This is a genomic window from Arthrobacter sp. PvP103 (genome assembly GCF_017833075.1).
In the GTDB taxonomy this organism is placed as follows: domain Bacteria; phylum Actinomycetota; class Actinomycetes; order Actinomycetales; family Micrococcaceae; genus Arthrobacter.
Map to the genome: position 1 here is coordinate 3,880,643 of NZ_JAFIBQ010000001.1, position 21,953 is coordinate 3,902,595.

Sequence of the window (21,953 nt, forward strand, 5' to 3'; positions counted from 1 at the left end):
GCCTGCTGATAGTCCAGACTGACCCGCAGTAGGTGACTACTGCGGGTCAGTCCCGTTTAAGCTTTCTGCCGTCCGCGCGCCGCGGCCTTTTGAGCCTTCCGTCCGCCCGCGCGCCGCGGCCCTTCGGCCTGATCCAGCCGCCGGCGTTCCTCTTCCGTGGGGGCACCGCCGCCCAAGTGAGCGGGCATCCACCAGGCCCCGGGCCGGGGGGTGAGCGGAAAATCGGCGATGGCGGCGTCAATCCCGGCCTGCAGGATCTTCATCAGCTCGTCGGTGGCAGGCTGGGCGTCGTGGGCAGGGTCCGGCAGGTCCGCAGGCAGCAGGGGCTGGCCCACGTGGATCCGTACCGGCGCGCGCCAGGCGCGAAGCGGCGAGAACCCGTGGTGCCGGGTCATCAGCCGGTGCGAGCCCCAGACCGAGACGGGGATGATCGGCACGCCGGCTTCCGCCGCCATCCGCACGGCTCCGGTCTTGCAGTCGCGGACGGTGAAGCTCCGGCTGACGCCCGCTTCAGGGAGGATGGCGATGTATTCGCCTTCGCGCAGTTTCGCGACGGCGGTGTCGTAGGCGCCGCTGCCCGAACCGTAGGGAACCACAACATGCCCGGCAGCGCTGATGGCAGGACCCGCGAACCAGTGGTCGGCCGCGCCCTGGGTGACCAGATAGCGCATCTCGGCACGGTTGTTCCACCACAGGAGCAGCTCGGCAAACGCAAAATCCAGGTACCCGAAATGGGTGATGGCCACCACGGCCCCCTCGCCCGGGACCACCTGGCGCGACGAGCCGTTGAGCGGCCCTGGTGGCGGCAGGTGTTCCCGGCCCGTGATGATGACACGGATCCCGAAGAGCCGGCGAAGCGCCAGCCCGGTGCGGACAATGGCGCGGTAGAAGCGGTCGTTGGACTTCGGCCGCCAGGCCATCTCAGCGGCCGCCTGCCGGCCGCCGAGGAGGCCAGGGGACAAAGCCCGACGTCGACTCAACGTACTCCTTGTACCCCGGCCGGGCGGACATCGCCTTCTCCGTAAGCGGCTTCCCGGTCTTGCCTGCGAGGGCCCAGACCATAAGGGCGGGGGAGAGGACGGTCAGGATTCCGGGCCAGGAGTCCGCGGCTATTAGGAAAAGTCCGGTCCAGACTGCGGCATCACCGAAATAGTTGGGGTGGCGGGTGTAACGCCACAACCCCGTGTTGAGCACCGTTCCCTTCCTGGACGGATCCTTCTTGAACTGTGTCAGTTGCCAGTCGCCCACCGTTTCGAACACGAAGCCGACCACCCACAGCACGACTCCCAGGATGGCAACCCAGCCCGGCGCGCCGGTGGCGAACATTCCCACCTGAACCGTGAGGGACACGAACAACATCACCATGCCCTGGGGCAGGTAGACACGGCGCAGTGCATACACATTGCGGGAGCCAGGGGCGTCGCTGAGCATCGCCTCGTAGCGGGGGTCCTCATGGCCGCCGCGGGCGCGCCAGCCGATGTGGGCACCGAGGCGGAGGCCCCACACGCCCGTCAGCAGCAACAGCAGGAGCCGCCGCCCGTCGTCGCCCGTTCCGGCGGAGAGCAGCCACGAGACCGCGGCGACGGCAACGAATCCGGGCCCCCAGGCCACGTCCATGACGGAGTGCCTCCGCTGCGCCACGGCCACGGCGAAGGTGACCGCCAGGACGGATGCCACGGCCAGTGCCGTCCAGGGCAGGCTCGCCAGGAATTCGTTCAGGGGAAAAGCGGCCATCGTCACAGCACTACCGGGATACCGGGGTCGGTTGCGGGCAGCAGGGCGTCAAACCCGGGGCCGCCGTCCAGTTCCACGCCGGCGGTTTCGGCAAACGCCTTGAGGACAAAGCCGGTTGCCAGGGTGTGCCACAGCCGGACCTTCCGGAACATGAAATGGCCGGCCCCCGCCAGCGAAACATAGCGCAGCTCCTTGGCCCCGGCGGAGGCGCGCCGGGCGAATTTCAGCGATGCGGCGGGGCTGGTCCAGCGGTCCGTGGTGCCGTGCACAATGAGCACCCGGCGCCCGGTGACATTCCCGGCCGGGGTCTCGGCGCTCAGCCACGGAGCCAGGGCCACGACCGCATCCACCTGGGGATCGTCGGCTGCGCAAATTGCGGTGAGCCCACCCATCGAGTGCCCCAGCAGGTACACGGGCACACCCGGGTGTTCGTCGTGGATCCGGGCGAGGGCCCACCTGGCATCCTGCAGCGGTGACATGTCCGGGCCGTTCCAGCCCCGGACACTGTTGCGAAGCGTCCAAACCGCCAGTCCGTGGCTGCCGCCGGCCCGGTGCAGGTGTTTTGCGAAGGGCACCATGCGGGCAGGGCTCAGGTGGCGGGCCTCCACGGGCTCGTAGCTGTGCGAGCGGCCGCCGTGCAGCACCAGGGCCACGCCGCGGGTGACGCCCGCGGCCTCGCGCACCGTCAGTACGGGTTTGGTTTTTCCGTCGTCATTCCTGCGATTACCCATGCGGGCCTCCAGACTCCTCGTCCTACAGTTATAAACCCACGGGTTCCCGTGTTTAGTTCCGCTGTTCAGTGCCCTTCCGGCATCCAGCCGCAGCCGGAAGTGCCCGGCGTCCCGCGTTCCGGGCTTTCACACGGTGTTCGGAGCCGCAGTCCGCGAAGATTGGCGGCCGGAGGATGCCGTGGTTCCCAGTAAAGTGCAGGCATGAGGTTTTACTGCTGATGGGTGCCGGACACTCGCACGGCCACACAGACCATTCGGATCCGACACCCGGGGCCCTCGCCGCGCGCAAACGGGCCAACTGGCTCCTCGCAGCGGTGCTTATTCCGCTGACGCTCCTGACCTTGGCGGCCATGGTCATGATGTGGCCGTCCGGGAACAATGCGGACCTGAAGCTGGCCAGCCCGTACGCGGCCGCCCCCGGCGTGACCTTCGATACCGGCACGATCCAGCGCGTGGTGGTGGAAAGCTGCACGCAGGGCACTACCGGCCAAAACACCACCGCCCAGCCCGGCACGGGGCAGGGCACTGCCCAGGATGCCCCGCAGCCGGGGAATGACTGCACCTTCGCATTCACCGAGCCGGACAAGGGCGGAAACCCGGTCAAGGTGGTGATCAACCCGGACGTGGTGAAGTCCCACGGCGTCAAGGTCGGTGACGACATCCGGTACCTGAACCTCTCCAACGCCCAGGGCGCGTCCGGTCAGGGTGCGCCTGCCTATATATTCGTGGACTTCGTCCGCACCCTGCCCATCATCCTTCTGGCCGTCCTTTACGCCGCCGTGGTGATCGCCGTGGCGCGCTGGCGCGGGCTGCGGGCGCTGATCGGCCTGGTGGGCGCCTACGCGGTGCTGGTGACGTTCATGCTGCCCGGGCTCGTGGAGGGAAAACCGCCCCTGCTGCTGGCGCTGGTGGGATCCACTGTGATCATGATCGGGGTCCTCTACTTTGCCCACGGCTTCTCGGCGCGAACCTCCACGGCATTGCTGGGCACCATGTTCGGCCTGGGCATCACGGCGCTCCTGGCGGCCTGGGCCACCGACGCGGCGAACCTGGCCGGCGTGGGCAGCCATGATGCCGCCACGCTGGCGAACATTTCGGACAATATCTCCATCTCCGGCATCATCCTGTGCGGATTGATCATTTCCGGACTCGGTGTCCTGAACGACGTCACCATCACCCAGTCCTCGGCGGTGTGGGAACTCTACGAACTGGCTCCGGAGACAAGCGCCCGCCAGCTCTTTTCCTCGGCCATGCGGATCGGCCGCGACCACATCGCCTCCACCGTGTACACCATCGCCTTCGCCTACGCAGGGGCGGCGCTGCCCATCCTCATCATCGTGATGCTGTACGACCGCCCGCTCGGAGAGGCGCTGACCAGCGCTGAACTGTCCGAGGAAGTCATCAGGACACTCGTCGGTTCCGTGGGACTGGTGCTGGCCATCCCCGTCACCACCCTGATCGCGGTGCTGGTGGTCAAGGCCACCGGGATCAGGCCCGGTGCCGCTGCGGCACCGGCCGGCACCGCGTCCGGCCGGAACGCTTCCGGGCGGCCGCCCGTGACGGCCGACGACGTCGGGGACACCGGCGCGCTCGCGGCGGCCGCTGCGGTCACACGCGGCGCACGGACGCGTCCCTCGGAATCCCTGACGCCCCGTGAGCCCGCTCCGGAACCCATGCCCGGCAGCCGGCGGGCGAGACGGGCCGCAGAAGGGGAATAGCAGGATTCGCCCCCGCCGGAGAGGCCATCCGGTGGCCGGCTCGCCGATTTGCCCGGCTTTGAGACAATGAACGGGTGACTGTTGTAGCGACTCCTCCCGCCCCCAAGCTGGAACTCCCGCCCCTGAAGCTGGGACCCCTCACGGTGGACACCCCCGTGATCCTGGCCCCCATGGCGGGCATCACCAACTCCGCCTTCCGCAGGCTCTGCCGTGAATACGGCGGCGGCATGTACGTGGCGGAGATGGTCACCTCGCGTGCCCTCGTGGAGCGCACCCCCGAGTCGCTGCGGATCATCTCCCACGACGACGACGAAAAGGTCCGCTCCGTCCAGCTGTACGGCGTGGACCCCGTGACCGTCGGGCAGGCGGTCCGGATGCTTGTCGAGGAGGACCGGGCGGACCACATCGACCTCAACTTTGGCTGCCCCGTTCCCAAGGTGACCCGGCGCGGCGGCGGATCAGCCCTGCCCTGGAAGATCGACCTGTTTACCTCGATCGTCCAGACGGCCGTCAAAGAGGCGTCCAAGGGCAACGTCCCGCTCACCATCAAGATGCGCAAGGGCATTGACGAGGACCACCTCACGTACCTCGACGCGGGCCGCATCGCACGTGATGCCGGCGTCGCCGCCGTCGCCCTCCACGGCCGCACCGCGGCGCAGTTCTATTCCGGCCAGGCTGACTGGTCCGCCATCGCCCGGCTGCGAGAAGCGCTGCCGGACATTCCGGTCCTGGGCAACGGCGACATCTGGTCCGCCGAGGATGCCGTGCGCATGGTCCGGGAGACCGGCGTGGACGGCGTGGTGGTGGGCCGCGGCTGCCAGGGCAGGCCCTGGCTGTTCGGGGATCTCCAGGCGGCTTTCGAAGGCAGCGACACCCGCCACAGGCCGAACCTGCGGCAAGTGGCGGAGGGCGTCTACCGGCACGCGGAACTGATGGTGGAAACCTTCGGCGACGAAGGCAAGGCCCTGCGGGAAATCCGCAAGCACATGGCGTGGTACTTCAAGGGATACGTGGTGGGCGGCGAACTGCGCACCAGGCTTGCCCTGGTCACCAGCCTTCAGGTGCTGCGCGATACGCTGGCCGAGCTGGACCAGGATTCCCCGTACCCGGGTGCGGACGCCGAAGGCCCCCGCGGCCGCGCCGGTTCGCCCAAGAGGCCGGCGTTGCCCAAGGACTGGCTGGAATCCCGGGCGCTGAACGCCGAACAGTCCCAGGACATCTCCGCCGCGGAACTGGACGTGTCAGGTGGCTGAAACCCGGACCACAGCACCCGTGCTGCCGGGCTACGAAGCCCACGACTCCGCCCGCTGGGTGGAGGAACCGCCCAAAACCACCTACCGCTCCGACTTCGAACGGGACCGGGCACGCGTCCTGCACTCGTCCGCGCTGCGCCGGCTGGGCGCCAAGACCCAGGTGGTTGCCCCGGACACTGACGACTTTGTCCGGACCCGGCTGACGCACAGCCTGGAAGTGGCCCAGGTGGGCCGCGAACTGGGCCGGACGCTGGGTTGCGACCCCGACGTCGTGGACACCGCCTGCCTCAGCCACGACCTCGGCCACCCGCCGTTCGGGCACAACGGCGAATCCGCGCTGAACGAGATGGCGCACGGCATCGGCGGATTTGAAGGCAACGCCCAGACCCTCCGGCTGCTGACCCGGCTGGAGCCCAAAGTCCTGGCTGCGGACGGAACCCCGGCCGGACTGAACCTCACGCGTGCCAGCCTTGACGCCGCGGCCAAGTACCCGTGGTCGGCATTGAATGCCCCGGTGATCCACGGCCAGCGGACCAGCAAGTTCGGTGCGTACGAGGACGACCTCCCCATTTTCGACTGGATCCGGGAAGGGGCGCCGGAGCGCAGGTCCTGCCTGGAGGCCCAGGTCATGGACCTTGCGGACGACATCTCCTACTCAGTGCACGACGTCGAGGACGCCATAGTGGCAGGCCACTTCCAGTTGCGCTGGATGGACAATCCGGACCACCGCGCCCGCGTGGTGGGGTACGCCAAGCAGTGGTACCTGCCGCACAACGACCCCGCTGCGATTGATGCCGCCCTGGCCCGGCTGGAGGCCACGGACGTCTGGGTGCGCGAGGCCGACGGCAGCCGCAAGGCGATGGCCGCGCTGAAGGACATGACCAGCCAGCTGATCGGCAGGTTCTGCCAGAGCGCCCTGGAGACAACCCGGGCCGTGTACGGCCCCGAGGACCTCACCCGCTACAACGCCGAGCTGATGGTCCCGGACGAAACCGTGATGGAAATCGCGGTCATGAAGGGCCTGGCCACAACGTTCGTGATGACCACCGAGCACCGCCAGCCCATCTACGAACGCCAGCGCGAGGTCCTGCATGCGCTGGTAACGGCACTGAACGCCACCGGAGACCACCACCTCGAGCCGATGTTCGCGGCCGACTGGCGGGACGCGGCCGACGACGGCGCGCGCCTTCGCGTGGTCATCGACCAGGTTGCCTCACTCACCGACGGTTCCGCGCTGGCTATGTACGAGCGGTTGGTCGGCAGCCTGCCGTCGCTTTGGTAATCGCGCCGGTGACGGGCACCATAACCGGCGAACCGGCGTCGTACCCGGGGACTAGGATGGCTCTGTGGCCGGGCTGATCAAACGCGAAGATATTGACGAAGTACGCCAGCGCACGGACATCAAGGAAGTCGTGGACGGCTACGTCACGCTCAAGGGCGCCGGGCTGGGCTCCTTCAAGGGCCTGTGCCCGTTCCATGATGAGCGTTCGCCGTCGTTCACCGTCCGTCCCCAGGTGGGCAGGTACCACTGCTTCGGCTGCGGCGAGGACGGCGACGTCATCTCCTTTGTCCAGAAGCTGGACCACTCCTCGTTCCATGAGGCCGTGGAAAAGCTGGCGGCCAGGATCGGCTTCGAACTTCGCTACGAAGACGGCGGCACCGGCCCCAGCCGGGAGGACGTGGGCAAGCGCCAGCGCCTCCTGGACGCCCACAAAGTGGCAGACGAGTTCTTCCGCGCCCAGCTGCTGACTCCCGGCGCCTCGGAGGGCCGCAACTTCCTGCACGGCCGCGGCTTCGACCGGACGGCTGCTGAGCAGTTCGGCGTGGGCTACGCCCCGCAGGGCTGGGACGCGCTGCTCAAGCACCTCCGCGGCCGGGGCTACACGGATGCCGAGCTGAAGCTGACGGGCATGTTCTCCGAAGGCAACCGGGGTATCTATGACCGGTTCCGCGGCCGCCTGATCTGGCCCATCCGTGACATCGCCGGCGACACCATCGGATTCGGCGCCCGGAAGCTCTATGAGGACGACCAGGGCCCCAAGTATCTCAATACCCCGGAAACCACGCTCTACAAGAAATCCCAGGTGCTCTACGGCATCGACCTCGCCAAGCGCAACATCGCCAAGGAACGGCAGCTGGTGGTGGTGGAGGGTTACACCGACGTCATGGCCTGCCACCTGTCGGGGATCACGACGGCAGTGGCCACCTGCGGAACCGCGTTCGGCGCCGACCACATCAAGATCGCCCGGCGGCTGTTGTCCGACGACGGCACCGGGGGAGAAGTCATCTTCACCTTCGATGGCGATGCCGCCGGCCAGAAGGCCGCCCTGCGCGCCTTCGAGGAGGACCAGAGATTCGTCGCGCAGACCTACGTTGCAGTGGAACCCACCGGCGCGGACCCCTGCGACCTCCGGCAGGCCCGGGGCGACTCCGCCGTCCGTGACCTGATCAGCAGCCGCCGTCCGCTGTTTGAATTTGCCATCAGGGCGTCGCTGAAGCGGCACAACCTCGACACCGTCGAGGGCCGCATTGCGGCCCTGCGGGAGTCCGCCCCGGTGGTGGCCCAGATCCGTGACGCAGGTATCCGCCCCGGGTACGCCCGGGAACTGGCAGGGTGGCTCGGCATGCCCGTCGAAGAGGTCAGCCGCGCGGTGGCCGTCGCCGCCAAACGGGCTGCCCAGGGAGACACGCCCGCAGGCAGCGGCGCAGCACCGGGCATTGCCGAACTGCCGGCGTCGGGCGTTGTGCCGTCCTTCAACAGGCCGGACCCCCGGGACCCCGTGGCGTCCATGGAGCGCCAGGCGCTGGAAGTGGCGCTCCAAGAGCCCGCGATGCTGGCTGGCGGGACCTGGGACCGGTTCAGTGCGGCCGGGTTCCGGACCCCTGCCTACCAGGCCGTCCACGACGCCATGCGCGCCTCCGGGCCGGGGCTGACAGGCGATCCCGTGCGGTGGGTGGAGCAGGTGATGAACGAAGTGCCGGAGCCCCTCCGTCCGCTGGTTTCTGAGCTCGCCGTGGTGCCGCTGCCGGCAAGCAACGCGGAAGGCGTGCTCAGGTACTGCCGGGACATCCTCGCGCGGCTGTTCGAACTGCAGATCACCAGGGTCAAGGCGGACAAGATGGGGCAGCTGCAGAGGCTGGATGCCTCGTCCCATCCTGAAGAGTTCCAGCGGCTGAACCGTGAGCTGATGCTTCTGGAAATGGAGCGCCGTTCACTGCGTTCCGATGCGTGAACTCAGCTGCGCGAACCCGCCCGGAGAAGTGCGGCGCCGCTCGCCGCGGTTTCCCGATTTCACTTCTGATTTCGCTTCCGGCCGGTGTGTTTGCTAGGCTAATACCCGCTTCATTCCTCCTTAGCTCAATTGGCAGAGCATTCGACTGTTAATCGAAGGGTTGCTGGTTCAAGTCCAGCAGGAGGAGCGCACAGTCCCCGTTCCGGGCCACCGGAACGGGGACTTTTTTATACCCGGGCGGGGTATTCCTCCATGCTGTGGCAGCCGATTTCACATTGGGGCAAAACCTTTGCTAATGTCATACCTGCTTCATTCCTCCTTAGCTCAATTGGCAGAGCATTCGACTGTTAATCGAAGGGTTGCTGGTTCAAGTCCAGCAGGAGGAGCGGACGGGCCCCGAGGCCGGCGAACAGCCGGCCACGGGGCCCTTTTTTATTCAGGCTTCAGACGAAGTCCATCTCCACCTGCAGGAAGCGTTCTGCCTCATCGATGGCAGCACGGAACGCCTCCTCCTCGGTGGGAGATTTTCGCGGCTCCCGGGGATGCCATTCATGCGGCGCTGAATGCACCCTGGTGAAGCCGCTGTTCGGCGGGGCATAGAAGATGCCGAACCGCTGCACGGGCCACTCCGGGGACGTCTCCGGGGCCACCAGGAGCGCAGCGTTGAACGCGGGGTTGAACCACTGGGCGATGGGACGACGCCGGTCCTCAGTGAAAAGTCCGGCCGCGTAAAGTGCTGCCGACTGCGGACTGGTCTGTGCGCACAACCGTTCCCACCACAGGGGCAGGATGCCGGTGTCGCATCGCTGCCAGGTGGCCGGAAGGGGCGGATGATGCTGCTGCCAGTCGGGCACAGAACAACTTTATCGCGCGGGCAATGGCCGGAACAGGGCCACTAAGCCCGTTCGCCCGGAGACGTGTCAGGGCCGGTTCCAGGGGCCGGGATTGACCCGGTAGAGCAGTGCGGAGCCGGCGATCGCCCCCAGGATGATGCCCATCGCCGGGTTGCCCATCGCCCTCCCGGCAAAGTAGCCGGCGACGCCGCCGAGCACCGCGCCGAGGAACAGCCCCCTGCGGTTGCGGTTGAGTCGTTTGGCCATGGCTCCAGCGTACCGGGAGGGATGCGCGCTAGTGGATGGAGGGGACCGTGCGGGGGCGGACCACCAGCCACAGTGCCGCTGCGGCCAGCAGGATGCTCGTGGCCTGGACTCCGCCCATGACGGTTGCCGAGATGTCGCCGAACCAGCCCACCACCGGGGAGACTATGCCGGCCATCATGAAGGTTGCTGCTCCCAGCAGCGACGCCGCCGTTCCCGCCTGCGCCCCGTGCTTGGAGAGTGCCAGGACCTGGACGCAGGGGAAGGTGAAACCTGTGCCGAGGATGTAGAACCAGAGCGGCACCATCACGCCCCAGAGCCCCAGGCCGAGCTGGTCGAAGATGACAATCAGCACTGCCATCAGGAACATCCAGGCGGTGGAACAGGCCAGGATCCACTGCGGCGGAACCCGCCGGATAACCCGCGAGCTGGTCTGCACGCCTGCCACGATGCCCAGCGAGTTGATTCCGAAAAGCAGGCCGTACTCCTGGGGCGAGAACCCGTACACATCCTGGAACAGGAAGGGGGAAGCGGACAGGTAGGCAAAGAGCCCGGCGAAGTTCATGCCGCCGAGCAGCAGCAGGCCCACGAAGATCCGGTCCGAGAAGAGCAGTTTGTAACGCTGGCCCGCCGTCAGGCCCGATTTACCCCGGAGTTCGCGGGGGAGGGTTTCGCGCACCAGAAGGATGGCGGCGGTGATCACCAGCGTGCCGTAGCCGGCCAGGAAGTAGAAGATGCCCGGCCAGGGCATAACCAGCAGGAGCTGCGAGCCGATGACCGGCGCAAGGATCGGGGCCAGCCCGTTGACCAGCGCCATCCGGGAGAACATCCGCACCATGGCGTAGCCCGTGAAGAGGTCCCGCACCATGGCCATGGCAACCACGCCGCCACCGGCGGCGCCGATGCCCATCACGACCCGGAACAGTCCCAGCGTGGCCAGGTCAGTGGACAGCGCGGCGCCGAGCGAGGCGGTGATGTGCAGGGCGGTGGCAAGGATCAGCGGAAGCCTTCGGCCGAACTTGTCGCTCAGCGGCCCCACCACCAGCTGCCCCAGGGCAAAGCCCACGGTTGTACCGGTCAGCGTGAGCTGCACTTCAGCCTCGGACACCCCGAGGCTTGCCTCAAGGGCGGGGAATGCCGGGAGGTAGAGATCGATTGTAAAAGGGCCCAGTGCGGTCAGGGCGCCGAGGAGGAGGATGTACAGGATTTTCCGGTTGCGGCTCAGGGAGTCGCCCGGATTGGCGGGAATGCTCACAGGGACCAATCCTATGGCGCTCAGATCATACTTTTACAGCGTTGGAGGGCGCGCCACGGGTTATTAGCCGAAGAAGGGGCCGAACCTGAATGATAGTTTTGTCAACGGGGTGTGTGTGAAGCCGCGCAGGCCCCCGGAATCCGACGGAATCCGAATCAAAGATGGAACCAGTTAGGCGGGATCGATGAGCGGACGACACAGCGGCCGGACAACTAGCGGACTGAGTATTGCGGCGCTGCCCAAGACTCTGAGGCTGGTTGCCAAACTCGCGCCACGGCAGCTCAACGACGAAATCGCCCTCGCGAAGATCGAGCTGAAGCGCAAGGGCATCCAGGTCGGGGTGGCTGCAGCGTTCCTGGCCGTCGCACTGGTGTTTGTCGCCTTCCTCGTCACCGGACTCATCGTTGCGGCCATCATGGGGCTTGCCACCATCATGCCCGCCTGGCTGGCTGCCCTGCTCGTATGCGCCGTCTTCCTCGTCATCGCCCTCATCGGCGCGCTTATCGGCATGAGCAAATTCAAGAAAGCCATGCCGCTTGTGCCCGAGGACACGATCCGCGGACTCAAGCACGATCTCGGCATCGTGAAGGAAGGCTCGGAATTCAACCCTGCTGTCCTGGATCCCACCTCCGAGCAGGCGAAGGCCGCCAAGGCCGCCAAGGAAGCGAAGGCGGCTCAGGAAAAGGCGGAGAAGGAGGCCAAGGCCGCTGCTGAAAAGGTTGACGTGCCCGCCCCCACGGAAGCCGAACTGCGGAGCCGGCTGGACAAGCGCCGCCGGCACCTGACGGGCGTCCGCGACGAGCTGGGCGAGGAACTCGACCTCAAGACCCAGGCGCAACTCCTGCTGGGCGCCGCCGAAGCCGGGCTGAAATCAGGCAAGGTGCGCGCCGGCCACCAGGCAGAAACCCTTAGCCGCTCGGCAGCCAACCTGCTCAACCGTGCAGGCGAGAGCCAGGCCGGAGTGCGCTGGAAGCCGCTGGCTGCACTGGCGGCGTCGGCCGCCGTTCTTGTAGTCCTCCTCCGCAAGCTCCTTAAAGGCTAGCGTCACCGGCACCACCCAGGCAGTCGAAGCGGGAAGGGAAGGAGGTTAGGGATGAAGTTCATCAACGCGGGCGCACGTCCGGGCCAGCGGCACGTGGACAGCGATGCCGTCTTCACCATCCCCAACATCCTGACGGTGGTCCGGTTCATGGGCGTGCCGCTGTTCATCTGGCTTGTCCTGTGGCAGAAAGAGTATGCCCTCGCCACGATCGTACTGGTGATCATGGGCAGCACGGACTGGGTGGACGGGTACATCGCCCGTCGCTTCAACCAGACCTCCAGGCTGGGCCGGATCATGGATCCGGTGGCTGACCGGATGGCCCTCATTGCCGTCGCCATCACCCTGGTGATCGCCGGCGTCGTGGAGTGGTGGTACCTGACGGCGCTGGTGGTTCCCGATGCCATCCTGATGGCCGTTTCGCTGTACTACTTCCACAGCCACCCGGATCTGCCCGTCAGCCGGATCGGAAAGGTCCGCACCGCGCTCCTCCTCGTGGGCACCCCGCTGCTGGTGCTGGCCAAGCTGCCCATCCCGCTGACCGAAATCTACTTCGTAGCGGCGTGGATCTTCCTCGGCCTCGGGCTGGTCGGCCACTGGGTGGCCGCCTACAACTATTTCCGGGCCATCATCCGTAAGGGCAGGCTTAAGGCCGCGAACGACGGCGGACGCGGCTGATGGTGTGGCTCGCCGTTTTCCTGGCGGTGCTGGGCGCCTTTTGCCTGGCCATCGGCGCGCAGCGCCAAGGCAGCGCGGTGAAAGCGGACACGGGCGGCCTTGCGCTTAGCACGCACGGCTTCCTTCGCCTCATCCGCAATCCGCGCTGGGTCTTCGGGCTCCTGCTGCTATGCGCCGGCATGGCGATGAACGCCGTCGCCCTCGTGTCGGCGCCGCTGACGGTGGTGCAGCCGATCGGAGCCATTGCCCTGGTCATCACCACAATCGTCAACGCCAAGGACCAGGGCCTGAGCATCAACCGGGCCACGGTGGTGGCCATCTCGGCGTGCGTCACCGGCTCGGCGATGTTCGTCCTGCTCGCGGTCAACGTGACGCAGGAAAACCACCATGTGAGTTTCGACGACGAACTCACCATCGTGCTGCTGCTCGCCCTCGCGGTGGGCGTCTTCGGCACGCTGGCGCTGGTGTTCAAGCACCGGATGAGCGCCTTCATCTACATTCTCGGCGCGGGGGTGCTGTTCGGATTCGTGGCCGTCCTGACCCGCATCATCGGCAAGCACCTGCTCGACCCCAACGGGCTCGCGCTGCTCAACGTGCAGTGGTATTCGGTGGTGGCCATCGTGGCGGCCGGCGGGCTGGGTTCGTGGTTTGTCCAGTCGGCGTACTCCGGCGGGCCGCCGGACCTCGTCATAGCGGGACTGACCGTTATCGACCCCATTGTTGGAATCGCCATCGGCATCGCCATCCTCGGCGAACTCCGGCCGGATGTCCACGCCGTGCTGGCGATTGCCATGGGGGCGGCCGCTTCCCTTGCTATCGTGGGGGTAATCGCCCTCTCGCGGCACCATCCCGAAGTGACCAAGCGCAGGAAGGACGCGCGCAAGGCCGCAGGGCGTGTGTCCTAGGGGCGACTGATACCCAGACTTCGCCAGAAGTCCCGGCGCGACAGCGCCGGGGGCCAGCCGGCCGCCACAGCAGCGCTGACCGCACCGTGACCACCAGGAGCTCTCCCCGTGACCTTGCCCGACAGCCAGCAACCACTCACCATCCTGATTGCTGCGGACACCTACCCGCCCCACGTCAACGGAGCCGCGCAATTCGGATACCGTCTGGCCAAGGGCATGACCGCACGCGGACACAATGTCCATGTGCTCGCGTGCCGGCCGGACAAGGGCAAAAGCTTCACCGAGTTCCGCACTGAGGGCACCGTGCACCGGATCCGCTCCCATTCAGTGCCCACGCACGAGTACTTCCGCATCACGTTCCCCTGGGAGATCAAGAAGGAGATCAGCCTCCTGTTTGACCGCGTCAAGCCGGACGTGGTGCACATCCAGAGCCACTACATGATCGGCGAACACGTGCTCTACGAAGCCGAGCGGCGCGGCGTGCGGATCATTGCCACCAACCACTTCATGCCGGAGAACCTGAACCCCTTCCTGCCGTTTCCGCAGTGGTTCAAGGACATCGTGGGACGCATCTCCTGGAAGGACATGGGCAAGGTGATGGGCCGGGCTGACGTCGTCACCACGCCCACGCCGCTCGCCGCCAAGGCCATGCATCAGCATGCCTTCCTTCGCAAGGTCCTGCCGCTCTCCAACGGCATTGATTCGGCCGCCTATGAACTCCGCGAGGGCGAGGTCATGGAGCGGCACCCGTATCCCACCGTGCTGTTCGCCGGCCGTCTGGCGGAGGAGAAGCACGTCAACATCCTCATCGACGCGGTGGCAAAGACCCCGGCTGAGCTGAATGTCCACCTGGAGATCGTCGGTGGAGGCGAGGTCCGTGCGGCCCTCGAAGCGCAGGTGGCACGGCTGGGACTGGAACCGCGGGTGAAGTTCCTGGGCCTGGCCAGCGATGCCGAACTGCGGGAGGCCTACATCAAGGCGGACCTGTTCTGCATGCCGGGAACGGCTGAGCTCCAGTCGTTGGTCACGCTGGAGGCCATGTCCGCTTCCACCCCGGTGCTGCTGGCGGATGCGATGGCGCTGCCGCACCTGGTGCGCGACGGCGAAAACGGCTACCTCTTCACCCCCAATGACAGCGACGACCTCGCCGCCAAGATCACCCGGGTGCTGCAGCTTCCGGCCGAGGAGCTCTCCGCGATGGGCAAGGCCAGCCGCTGCATGGTGGAGCCGCACAGCATCCAGGGGACGCTGCAGACCTTTGAAGACCTCTACCGCGGGGCCACCTACGACGACAAAGTGGTGTAATTCCCACGCCGTGCCAGCCAACGCCGCCGGCGCCGGGGTGCTGGTGCGCGTAACAGGCGAATACTATTGCTAGAGTGTTTTTGCCCCGGATGTGCCGAGGCTCCCTGCGGAGCCGGCCGTCCGCGGGGCGCACGGGGCTATAGCTCAGCTGGTTAGAGCGCGGGACTCATAATCCTAAGGTCCTCGGTTCAAGTCCGAGTAGCCCTACAAGAAGTTACAGACCCGCCTGCGGAGCCGGGCGCGTATGCCGATTGGCCCCAAACAGGGAGCCGTGGCCGATGTTCAGACATCGGCCACGGCTCTTTTGCGTTTGCGGCCCGGGCCGGCAAGGCCATGTGCCCGCTTGCCCGCCCACCCCGGCTGCGGTATGTTACTCATCAGTAACTTAACCAGCCGTGGCGACGCCCGCGTCTTTTGGTCGCTGCTGATCACACGTGAAGGAACACCATGTCCAAAGCTGCAATCGACATCAATAACCTGCCGTACGCCGACGGCGACTTCTTCGCGTTCGAGCAGCTGCTCAGCGGCAAGGAGAGGGACCGGCTCGCCGAGGTCCGGGATTTCCTGGATCGTGAGGTCAAGCCCATCGCGGTTGATTGCTGGAACCGCGCCGAGTTTCCTATGGACCTGATCCCGAAGCTGGCCGAGATCGACCTGGTCAGCCCCGTCCGGCGCCAGGGGTACTCCAACCTCTTTGCCGGCATCCTGCATGCCGAAGCCACGCGTGCGGACACCTCCATCGCCACCTTCCTTGGCGTCCACGACGGCTTGTTCACCGGCTCCATTGAAGCCCTCGCCTCGCAGGAACAGCAGGAGGCCTGGCTGCCGGACATCTACTCGCTGAAAAAGATCGGCGCTTTCGGCCTGACCGAACCGCTGGGCGGTTCCGACGTTGCCGGCGGCACCCGCACCACGGCCCGCCGAAAGGGTGACAGCTGGATCCTCAACGGTGCCAAGCGCTGGATCGGCAATGCCACTTTCTCCGACTGGGTGGTCATCTACGCCCGTGACGAAGCCGACAACCAGGTCAAGGGCTTCCTGGTTGACACGAAAACCGAGGGCTACAGCGCCACCAAGATTGAAAACAAGATCTCGCTGCGTACCGTCCAGAATGCCGACATCACGCTCGACAATGTCGTGGTGCCGGACTTCTTCAAGCTCGCCAATGCCAACAGTTTCCGGGACACCAACAGGGTCCTGAAGGTGACCCGTCTCGCCGTCGCCTGGCAGGCCGTCGGCCAGCAGCTGGCAGCCTTCGACGTTGCCCGGCGGTACGCCGTCGAACGCAGCCAGTTCGGCAGGCCCATCGCGTCCTTCCAGCTCGTCCAGAACCAGCTCGTCCAGATTCTTGGCAACGCCGTAAGCTCGATGGGCATGATGGTCCGCTTGTCCCAGCTTGAAGACGCCGGCGAGGCGAAGGACGAGCAGTCCGCCCTGGCCAAGGCCTTCACTACGGCCAGGATGCGCGAAAGCGTAGCCATCGGCCGTAGCCTCCTCGGCGGCAACGGCATTGTCACGGACTTCGAGATGGCGAAGATCTTCTCTGATGCCGAGGCGATCTACTCCTATGAAGGCACCCACGAGATCAACACCCTGGTGACGGGGCGGGCTATCACCGGGATTTCGGCCATCGTCTAGCCGGCCCGGATCCTTTGCCGTTGCGGCCCTTCACCCTCAACCCCGTCCACCGACGGGAAGCAGGATGGAGGGCCGCAGGTCTGTCACCAAGGACAACGGATTGATGTACTCCTCGCCGCGGCGCACGCCCCAGTGCACGCACGGCAGTGACCCGCAATGGCCGGTCACCGCCGTGCCGATGACATCCCCTCGTGACACCGCAGCCCCGGTCGGGAGGCTGCTTTCGACCGGCTCGAAGCTGCTGCGCAGGCCATTGCCGTGATCGATGGTGATCACGGGCCGGTCCACCACGACGCCCGCGAAGCTGACGGTTCCGGACTCCGGAGCGGTGACCGGGGCGCCGTCGGCCGCTGTCCGCAGGTCCACCCCGCGGTGCCCGCTCATCCACGGCTTGTCCGGGGGATCGAAGGCGCGCACTACTGCCGGCCTGGGCGACAGAGGCCAGGACCAGCTGCCGGGCGCAGTGACCGCACCCGGCGTGCCGACTGCGCCGGAGCCCGGCGCGATGACTGAAACGGAGAGCAGGATGGCGGCCGGGATGGCTCGGGCTTTCATCACCTCAGCCTGCAATCCCTGGGCCCGCGGCGGAAGGTGCCGGCAGCGCTATGTGGACAAACGGGCAGGCCCGAAAATGGTCCGATCCGGTGGGGCCGCTGTAGTACACTTGACGGAGCAGTTTGCTGTGCCCTCAACGATGCCCGGCCGGCGGTTCATGCCACCTCTTGGTCGCCTGGTCCTTCCGGACGTTCTAGTCAGCACGTCTCATTCAGAGGTGTGGGGGAGCAGTGGCTGACTACGCGTATCCAGCCCTCCCGTTCCGAAGCGCCGGCTTCAGGCTGTGGAGGATTGCGCCTCTTGCGGTCAGGACCGGCAACGGAACTGATGAGAAGTGCAATGGATGCCAGGAGCAACGCCCGCCTGGGCGAAGCTAATCAACCGTCAACTATTGGCAGGGTAAGAGGGCCATGGGCTCTCTCATGAATGACCTGCCGGAAGGAGCGTCGGCATGCCCGTCGTAACTATGCGCCAGCTGCTTGACAGCGGCGTCCACTTTGGACACCAGACCCGTCGTTGGAACCCGAAGATGAAGCGCTTCATCTTCACGGAGCGCAACGGCATCTACATCATTGACCTGCAGCAGTCGCTGTCCTACATCGACCGTGCCTACGAGTTCGTTAAGGCCACCGTTGCACACGGCGGCACCGTTCTCTTCGTCGGCACCAAGAAGCAGGCTCAGGAATCCATCGCTGAGCAGGCCACCCGCGTTGGCCAGCCGTACGTCAACCAGCGTTGGCTCGGCGGTATGCTGACCAACTTCCAGACGGTCTCCAAGCGCATCCAGCGCATGAAGGAACTCGAAGAGATCGACTTCGACGACGTCGCCGGCTCTGCCTACACCAAGAAGGAACTGCTGCTCCTTCGCCGTGAACTCACCAAGCTCGAGACCAACCTCGGCGGTATCCGCAACCTGACCAAGGCACCGTCCGTGCTCTGGATCGTGGACACCAAGAAGGAGCACCTCGCAGTCGATGAGGCCAAGAAGCTGAACATCCCGGTTGTTGCCATCCTGGACACCAACTGCGATCCGGACGAAGTCGACTTCCCGATCCCGGGCAACGACGACGCCATCCGCTCCGTCAACCTGCTGACCCGCGTTGTTGCTGACGCTGTTGCCGAGGGCCTGATCGCCCGTAACCAGCGCGCAACCGGCACCACGGAAGCTCCGGAAGAGCCGCTGGCCGAGTGGGAGCGCGAGCTCCTCGAAGGCAGCAAGTCTGAAGAAGCTGCTGCTCCGGCTGCTGCAGAAGAAGCTCCCGCCGCCGCAGAGGAAGCCCCGGCAGCTGCCGAGGCAACCGAGCCTGCAGCCGGCGAAGCCGACGCTGCCAAGTAGGCAGACAAGTAAATCTGGACCATCCCCGGCACTGTCCGCAGTGCCGGGGGTTTCTGACAGGATGGCCGCTCACTCGGTGAGCTGCCGTCCTGTCAGTCCGTACACCACACAAAATTTCTAGACAGAGGGGTTCACATGGCGAACTACACTGCCGCTGATATCAAGGCTCTGCGTGAGCGCACTGGCGCCGGCATGATGGATGTCAAGAAGGCTCTTGACGAAGCCAACGGTGACGCCGAGAAGGCCATCGAAATCATCCGCATCAAGGGCCTGAAGGGCGCTACCAAGCGTGAAGGCCGCTCCACCGCTGAAGGCCTGGTAGCTGCCAAGGTCGCCGGCGGCGTTGGCGTGATGATCGAAGTTAACTGCGAGACCGACTTCGTGGCCAAGGCTGACAAGTTCATCCAGCTGGCCGACAAGGTCCTGGCCGTCGCAGTCGAGTCCGGCGCAGCCGACATCGAAACCCTGCTGGCCACCGAAGTTGACGGCAAGCCGCTGTCCGAGGTTGTCGTCGAAGAGGGCGCAATCCTGGGCGAAAAGGTTGTTGTCCGCCGTATTTCCCGCCTCGAGGGCGGCACGGTTGACGCCTACCTGCACAAGACCTCCAAGGACCTCCCGGCCCAGGTTGGCGTCCTGTTCGCTGTTGACGGCGAAGGCGAAGCAGCTGCCACCGCAGCACACGACGTCGCCGTCCACATCGCCGCCATGGCTCCGAACTACCTGACCCGCGAAGACGTTCCGGCTGACCTGGTTGAGTCCGAGCGCCGTATCGCCGAGGAGACGGCCAAGGCCGAGGGCAAGCCCGAGGCAGCCATGACCAAGATTGTGGAAGGCCGCGTGACGGGCTTCTACAAGGGTGAGGTGCTGGTTGACCAGGCATTCGCCAAGGATGCCAAGAAGTCTGTGGCGCAGGTCCTCGAAGAGGCTGGCGTCAAGGGCACCGCATTCGCGCGTTTCCGCGTCGGTTCCTAGTTAGACACGCAAAGGGGTGGTCACTTCGGTGGCCGCCCCTTTTGCATGCAACCGCAGCCTTCCGGGCTGCACATCAGGCCCTGGGAAATGACACCTTTGGCCATCCGGCACGATAACCTAGCTCAGAGCTCATTTACGGGAAGGCACCATGGAAACCGTCAACAATTCTGTCCAGTCAGAGAAGAGCCGGCGTCGCGTCCTCCTGAAACTCTCCGGCGAGGTCTTCGGCGGCGGAAAGCTGGGCGTTGACCCGGACACAGTCCGTGGAGTCGCCAAGCAGATTGCCGCAGCAGTTCCCGACGTCGAGGTTGCGATCGTCGTGGGCGGCGGCAACTTCTTCCGCGGCGCGGAACTCTCCCAGAGCGGCATGGACCGTTCCCGTGCCGACTACATGGGCATGCTGGGGACCGTGATGAACTGCCTCGCGCTCCAGGATTTCCTGGAACAGGCGGGAGTGGAGACCCGCGTTCAGAGCGCCATCACCATGGGCCAGGTCGCTGAGGCGTACATCCCGCGCCGGGCCATCCGCCACATGGAAAAGGGCCGCGTCGTGATCTTCGGCGCAGGAGCCGGACTGCCGTACTTCTCCACTGACACCGTGGCTGCCCAACGGGCACTGGAAGTGCACGCCGACGTCGTACTGATGGCCAAGAGCGGCGTGGATGGCGTCTACACCGCAGACCCGAAGAAGGACCCTGAAGCCGAGAAGCTCGACCACCTCAGCTACGACGAGGCACTGCGGCGTGACATCCGCGTCATGGACCAGACTGCCATGACCATGTGTAAGGACAACAACCTCACCATGGTGGTTTTCGGCATGGAAGGCGAAGGCAACGTGACCCGGGCGATCCGTGGAGAGCAGCTGGGCACCGTGGTCACCCCCTAGCAACGGCTAGGATGATTTGAGGAAGGCCGGCCCGCAGGGCGGGCCGCAAAGACGGAACGAACCGTGCATTTCTCCGGCCAGCCGGAATGCACCAATTTCTGAGGAGAGACCGTGATCGAAGAGACCTTGCTCGAAGCCGGGGACAAGATGGACAAGGCAGTCGAGGTAGCTAAGGAAGACTTCGCGTCAATCCGTACCGGCCGTGCCACTCCGGGACTCTACAACCGGGTGCTGGTGGACTATTACGGTTCGCCCACCCCGCTGCAGCAGCTGGCATCGTTCGCCGTTCCCGACGCCCGCACCATCCTGATCACTCCGTTCGACAAGACGGCCCTGCGTGACATCGAGCGGGCCCTCAGCGATTCCGAGGTGGGCGCCAACCCGTCCAACGACGGTAACGTCATCCGGATCACCATTCCGGAGCTGACCAAGGAACGCCGCAAGGAATACGTCAAGATCGTCAAGGCAAAGGGCGAGGACGCCAAGGTGTCCATCCGGAACATCCGCCGCAAGGCAAAGGAAACCCTGGACAAGCTGGTCAAGGACGGCGAAGCGGGCGAGGACGAGGGAGCGCGCGGCGAGAAGGAACTCGACGCCCTCACCAAGGCACACGTTGATGGCATTGACGATCTGCTCAAGCGCAAGGAAGCCGAGCTGCTCGAGGTCTGATGGATCAGGCACAGCAGGCACCCGGACCCAGGGTCCGGGTCCGGGGGAAGCAACGCTCCAACCCAACACCCAAGGCCGGAAGGAACCTTCCTGCCGCCACGGTGGTGGGCCTCGCGATGCTTTTCGCCGTATTGGGGGGTCTCCTGTTCTTGCCGCTCGGGTTTGTCCTGGTCACCACCACGTTCGCGGTGTTCGGCGTCTGGGAGATCTTCCGGGCGCTGGAGGTGAGCGGCACCCGCCTGCCCATAGTCCCGGTGATGATAGGCACGGTCGGCATGCCGCTGGCTGCTTACTTCGGCGGACTGGAAAGCCTGCTGTTCGCACTGCTGGCCAGCAGCGTGGCGGTGCTCTTATGGCGGACCATCGAGAGCGCCGCCGGGTCCGCCCGGAGCATCTTCGCCGGGGTGTTCACGCTGGCCTGGGTGCCGTTCTTCATCAGCTTCGCGATCCTGCCGCTGCACGGCGTGGGGAGCGTGACGCCGGTGGGCTTCTGGCCCGGGGGCGTGATTCCGCACGGCGCCTGGCAGATCGCCACCATGCTCCTGCTGGTCGTGTCCAACGATACTTTCGGCTATCTGGTGGGAGCGTCCTTCGGAAAGCATCCCATGGCGCCCAAGATCAGTCCGAAGAAATCGTGGGAAGGGTTCGCGGGCTCCATCGGCGGGGCCATCGCCGTGGGTGTCCTGGCATGCCTGTTCCTGCTGGATAAGCCGTGGTGGGTGGGTGTCGTTCTCGCCGTGGGCATGGTGGCGGCGTCAACCATCGGCGATCTCTCCGAATCGATGGTCAAACGTGAACTCGGCATCAAGGACATGAGCAGCATCCTGCCTGGTCATGGCGGCGTCATGGACCGCCTGGACTCAATCGTGTTCGCCTCACCGGCGGCGTTTATCCTGTTCACGGCTGTCTCCGGCGCCTAAAGGCGTCCTGCCCGCAAACAACCCGGCAC

General features: G+C 65.8%; 21 protein-coding genes and 3 tRNA genes. 17 read left to right on the forward strand and 7 right to left on the reverse strand.

The genetic code is table 11. The annotated features are described in order from the left end of the window. Positions 1 to 56 precede the first annotated feature (56 nt). From JOE41_RS17690 to JOE41_RS17700, 3 genes are read right to left on the reverse strand one after another with little or no spacing between them, the layout of a single operon-like run. On the reverse strand, positions 57 to 920 hold the full coding sequence (locus JOE41_RS17690; RefSeq protein WP_209753676.1) for a 1-acyl-sn-glycerol-3-phosphate acyltransferase: 864 nt from the start codon (positions 918 to 920) through the stop codon (positions 57 to 59). Between the two features lies 1 nt (position 921). Next, positions 922 to 1,734, reverse strand: coding sequence for a DUF1295 domain-containing protein (locus JOE41_RS17695; protein ID WP_011691194.1), 813 nt, complete (start codon positions 1,732 to 1,734; stop codon positions 922 to 924). Positions 1,735 to 1,736: 2 nt separating this feature from the next. Beyond that, positions 1,737 to 2,465 carry an alpha/beta hydrolase gene (locus JOE41_RS17700; RefSeq protein WP_209753110.1) on the reverse strand — a complete coding sequence of 243 codons (729 nt, stop codon included), beginning with the start codon at positions 2,463 to 2,465 and terminating at the stop codon, positions 1,737 to 1,739. Positions 2,466 to 2,683: 218 nt separating this feature from the next. On the opposite strand from JOE41_RS17700, the gene JOE41_RS17705 reads away from it, so the two are divergent. The 6 genes from JOE41_RS17705 (at position 2,684) to JOE41_RS17730 (ending at position 9,055) form a co-directional block, all read left to right on the forward strand. Then, positions 2,684 to 4,183, forward strand: coding sequence for a YibE/F family protein (locus tag JOE41_RS17705; RefSeq protein ID WP_209753111.1), 1,500 nt, complete (start codon positions 2,684 to 2,686; stop codon positions 4,181 to 4,183). A 74-nt stretch (positions 4,184 to 4,257) separates the two neighbouring features. Next, a complete protein-coding gene (dusB, locus tag JOE41_RS17710) occupies positions 4,258 to 5,436 on the forward strand; it encodes a tRNA dihydrouridine synthase DusB (RefSeq protein ID WP_011691197.1) in 1,179 nt (392 codons plus the stop codon). Continuing rightward, positions 5,429 to 6,718, forward strand: a complete 1,290-nt coding sequence (locus JOE41_RS17715) for a deoxyguanosinetriphosphate triphosphohydrolase (protein WP_209753112.1) — start codon at positions 5,429 to 5,431, stop codon at positions 6,716 to 6,718. Before dusB ends, JOE41_RS17715 begins: the two co-directional genes overlap by 8 nt. A 64-nt stretch (positions 6,719 to 6,782) precedes the next feature. Then, positions 6,783 to 8,669, forward strand: coding sequence for a DNA primase (gene dnaG / locus JOE41_RS17720; RefSeq protein ID WP_011691199.1), 1,887 nt, complete (start codon positions 6,783 to 6,785; stop codon positions 8,667 to 8,669). A 114-nt stretch (positions 8,670 to 8,783) separates the two neighbouring features. After that, positions 8,784 to 8,856, forward strand: a tRNA-Asn gene (locus tag JOE41_RS17725). Positions 8,857 to 8,982: 126 nt separating this feature from the next. Then, positions 8,983 to 9,055: transfer RNA gene (locus JOE41_RS17730), tRNA-Asn, on the forward strand. Between the two features lie 57 nt (positions 9,056 to 9,112). Here the strand turns inward: JOE41_RS17730 and JOE41_RS17735 are convergent. The 3 genes from JOE41_RS17735 to JOE41_RS17745 form a co-directional block, all read right to left on the reverse strand. Then, positions 9,113 to 9,523 carry a hypothetical protein gene (locus JOE41_RS17735; protein ID WP_011691200.1) on the reverse strand — a complete coding sequence of 137 codons (411 nt, stop codon included), beginning with the start codon at positions 9,521 to 9,523 and terminating at the stop codon, positions 9,113 to 9,115. Positions 9,524 to 9,589: 66 nt separating this feature from the next. After that, a complete protein-coding gene (locus JOE41_RS17740; RefSeq protein ID WP_209753113.1) occupies positions 9,590 to 9,769 on the reverse strand; it encodes a hypothetical protein in 180 nt (59 codons plus the stop codon). A 28-nt stretch (positions 9,770 to 9,797) separates the two neighbouring features. Next, positions 9,798 to 11,021: a multidrug effflux MFS transporter gene (locus JOE41_RS17745; RefSeq protein WP_011691202.1), complete on the reverse strand. Its 1,224-nt coding sequence runs from the start codon at positions 11,019 to 11,021 to the stop codon at positions 9,798 to 9,800. A gap of 184 nt (positions 11,022 to 11,205) precedes the next feature. Between JOE41_RS17745 and JOE41_RS17750 the strand changes: the two genes are divergently transcribed. The 6 genes from JOE41_RS17750 (at position 11,206) to JOE41_RS17775 (ending at position 16,586) form a co-directional block, all read left to right on the forward strand. Beyond that, a complete protein-coding gene (locus tag JOE41_RS17750) occupies positions 11,206 to 12,063 on the forward strand; it encodes a phage holin family protein (protein ID WP_209753114.1) in 858 nt (285 codons plus the stop codon). A gap of 51 nt (positions 12,064 to 12,114) precedes the next feature. After that, positions 12,115 to 12,738, forward strand: a complete 624-nt coding sequence (locus JOE41_RS17755; RefSeq protein ID WP_209753115.1) for a CDP-alcohol phosphatidyltransferase family protein — start codon at positions 12,115 to 12,117, stop codon at positions 12,736 to 12,738. Continuing rightward, the gene (locus tag JOE41_RS17760; protein ID WP_209753116.1) at positions 12,738 to 13,643 is read left to right on the forward strand and encodes a DMT family transporter; all 906 of its coding nucleotides are present in this window, start codon (positions 12,738 to 12,740) and stop codon (positions 13,641 to 13,643) included. The genes JOE41_RS17755 and JOE41_RS17760 overlap by 1 nt, the downstream gene beginning before the upstream one ends. 108 nt (positions 13,644 to 13,751) lie before the next feature. After that, positions 13,752 to 14,948: a glycosyltransferase gene (locus JOE41_RS17765; protein ID WP_209753117.1), complete on the forward strand. Its 1,197-nt coding sequence runs from the start codon at positions 13,752 to 13,754 to the stop codon at positions 14,946 to 14,948. 133 nt (positions 14,949 to 15,081) lie between these two features. Further along, positions 15,082 to 15,155: transfer RNA gene (locus tag JOE41_RS17770), tRNA-Ile, on the forward strand. A gap of 240 nt (positions 15,156 to 15,395) precedes the next feature. Further along, entirely contained in the window at positions 15,396 to 16,586 is a 1,191-nt protein-coding gene (locus JOE41_RS17775) for an acyl-CoA dehydrogenase family protein (protein WP_209753118.1), read from the forward strand. A gap of 36 nt (positions 16,587 to 16,622) precedes the next feature. On the opposite strand, the gene JOE41_RS17780 is transcribed toward JOE41_RS17775, so the two are convergent. Beyond that, a complete protein-coding gene (locus JOE41_RS17780; RefSeq protein ID WP_209753119.1) occupies positions 16,623 to 17,141 on the reverse strand; it encodes a murein hydrolase activator EnvC in 519 nt (172 codons plus the stop codon). 451 nt (positions 17,142 to 17,592) lie between these two features. Between JOE41_RS17780 and rpsB the strand changes: the two genes are divergently transcribed. The 5 genes from rpsB (at position 17,593) to JOE41_RS17805 (ending at position 21,924) form a co-directional block, all read left to right on the forward strand. Then, positions 17,593 to 18,477, forward strand: coding sequence for a 30S ribosomal protein S2 (gene rpsB / locus JOE41_RS17785; RefSeq protein ID WP_209746296.1), 885 nt, complete (start codon positions 17,593 to 17,595; stop codon positions 18,475 to 18,477). A 135-nt stretch (positions 18,478 to 18,612) separates the two neighbouring features. After that, a complete protein-coding gene (gene tsf / locus JOE41_RS17790; RefSeq protein ID WP_011691229.1) occupies positions 18,613 to 19,449 on the forward strand; it encodes a translation elongation factor Ts in 837 nt (278 codons plus the stop codon). A gap of 148 nt (positions 19,450 to 19,597) precedes the next feature. Beyond that, positions 19,598 to 20,335: a UMP kinase gene (pyrH, locus tag JOE41_RS17795; RefSeq protein WP_011691230.1), complete on the forward strand. Its 738-nt coding sequence runs from the start codon at positions 19,598 to 19,600 to the stop codon at positions 20,333 to 20,335. A gap of 111 nt (positions 20,336 to 20,446) precedes the next feature. Further along, positions 20,447 to 21,004 (forward strand): ribosome recycling factor, encoded by a 558-nt coding sequence (gene frr / locus JOE41_RS17800; RefSeq protein ID WP_011691231.1) that lies wholly within the window; start codon positions 20,447 to 20,449, stop codon positions 21,002 to 21,004. Then, complete coding sequence (locus JOE41_RS17805; protein WP_011691232.1) at positions 21,004 to 21,924, forward strand: phosphatidate cytidylyltransferase; 921 nt, start codon at positions 21,004 to 21,006, stop codon at positions 21,922 to 21,924. Before frr ends, JOE41_RS17805 begins: the two co-directional genes overlap by 1 nt. Positions 21,925 to 21,953 lie beyond the last annotated feature (29 nt).

Excerpts from the sequence above, each read along its gene's own strand:
- JOE41_RS17760 (WP_209753116.1), top strand. The coding sequence starts at position 12,738 with ATGGTGTGGCTCGCCGTTTTCCTGGCGGTGCTGGGCGCCTTTTGCCTG.
- JOE41_RS17740 (WP_209753113.1), bottom strand. The coding sequence starts at position 9,769 with ATGGCCAAACGACTCAACCGCAACCGCAGGGGGCTGTTCCTCGGCGCG.
- JOE41_RS17755 (WP_209753115.1), top strand. The coding sequence starts at position 12,115 with ATGAAGTTCATCAACGCGGGCGCACGTCCGGGCCAGCGGCACGTGGAC.
- JOE41_RS17780 (WP_209753119.1), bottom strand. The coding sequence starts at position 17,141 with ATGAAAGCCCGAGCCATCCCGGCCGCCATCCTGCTCTCCGTTTCAGTC.
- rpsB (WP_209746296.1), top strand. The coding sequence starts at position 17,593 with ATGCCCGTCGTAACTATGCGCCAGCTGCTTGACAGCGGCGTCCACTTT.
- JOE41_RS17690 (WP_209753676.1), bottom strand. The coding sequence starts at position 920 with ATGGCCTGGCGGCCGAAGTCCAACGACCGCTTCTACCGCGCCATTGTC.
- JOE41_RS17750 (WP_209753114.1), top strand. The coding sequence starts at position 11,206 with ATGAGCGGACGACACAGCGGCCGGACAACTAGCGGACTGAGTATTGCG.
- JOE41_RS17705 (WP_209753111.1), top strand. The coding sequence starts at position 2,684 with ATGGGTGCCGGACACTCGCACGGCCACACAGACCATTCGGATCCGACA.
- pyrH (WP_011691230.1), top strand. The coding sequence starts at position 19,598 with ATGGAAACCGTCAACAATTCTGTCCAGTCAGAGAAGAGCCGGCGTCGC.
- tsf (WP_011691229.1), top strand. The coding sequence starts at position 18,613 with ATGGCGAACTACACTGCCGCTGATATCAAGGCTCTGCGTGAGCGCACT.
- JOE41_RS17700 (WP_209753110.1), bottom strand. The coding sequence starts at position 2,465 with ATGGGTAATCGCAGGAATGACGACGGAAAAACCAAACCCGTACTGACG.
- JOE41_RS17775 (WP_209753118.1), top strand. The coding sequence starts at position 15,396 with ATGTCCAAAGCTGCAATCGACATCAATAACCTGCCGTACGCCGACGGC.
- JOE41_RS17695 (WP_011691194.1), bottom strand. The coding sequence starts at position 1,734 with ATGGCCGCTTTTCCCCTGAACGAATTCCTGGCGAGCCTGCCCTGGACG.
- JOE41_RS17805 (WP_011691232.1), top strand. The coding sequence starts at position 21,004 with ATGGATCAGGCACAGCAGGCACCCGGACCCAGGGTCCGGGTCCGGGGG.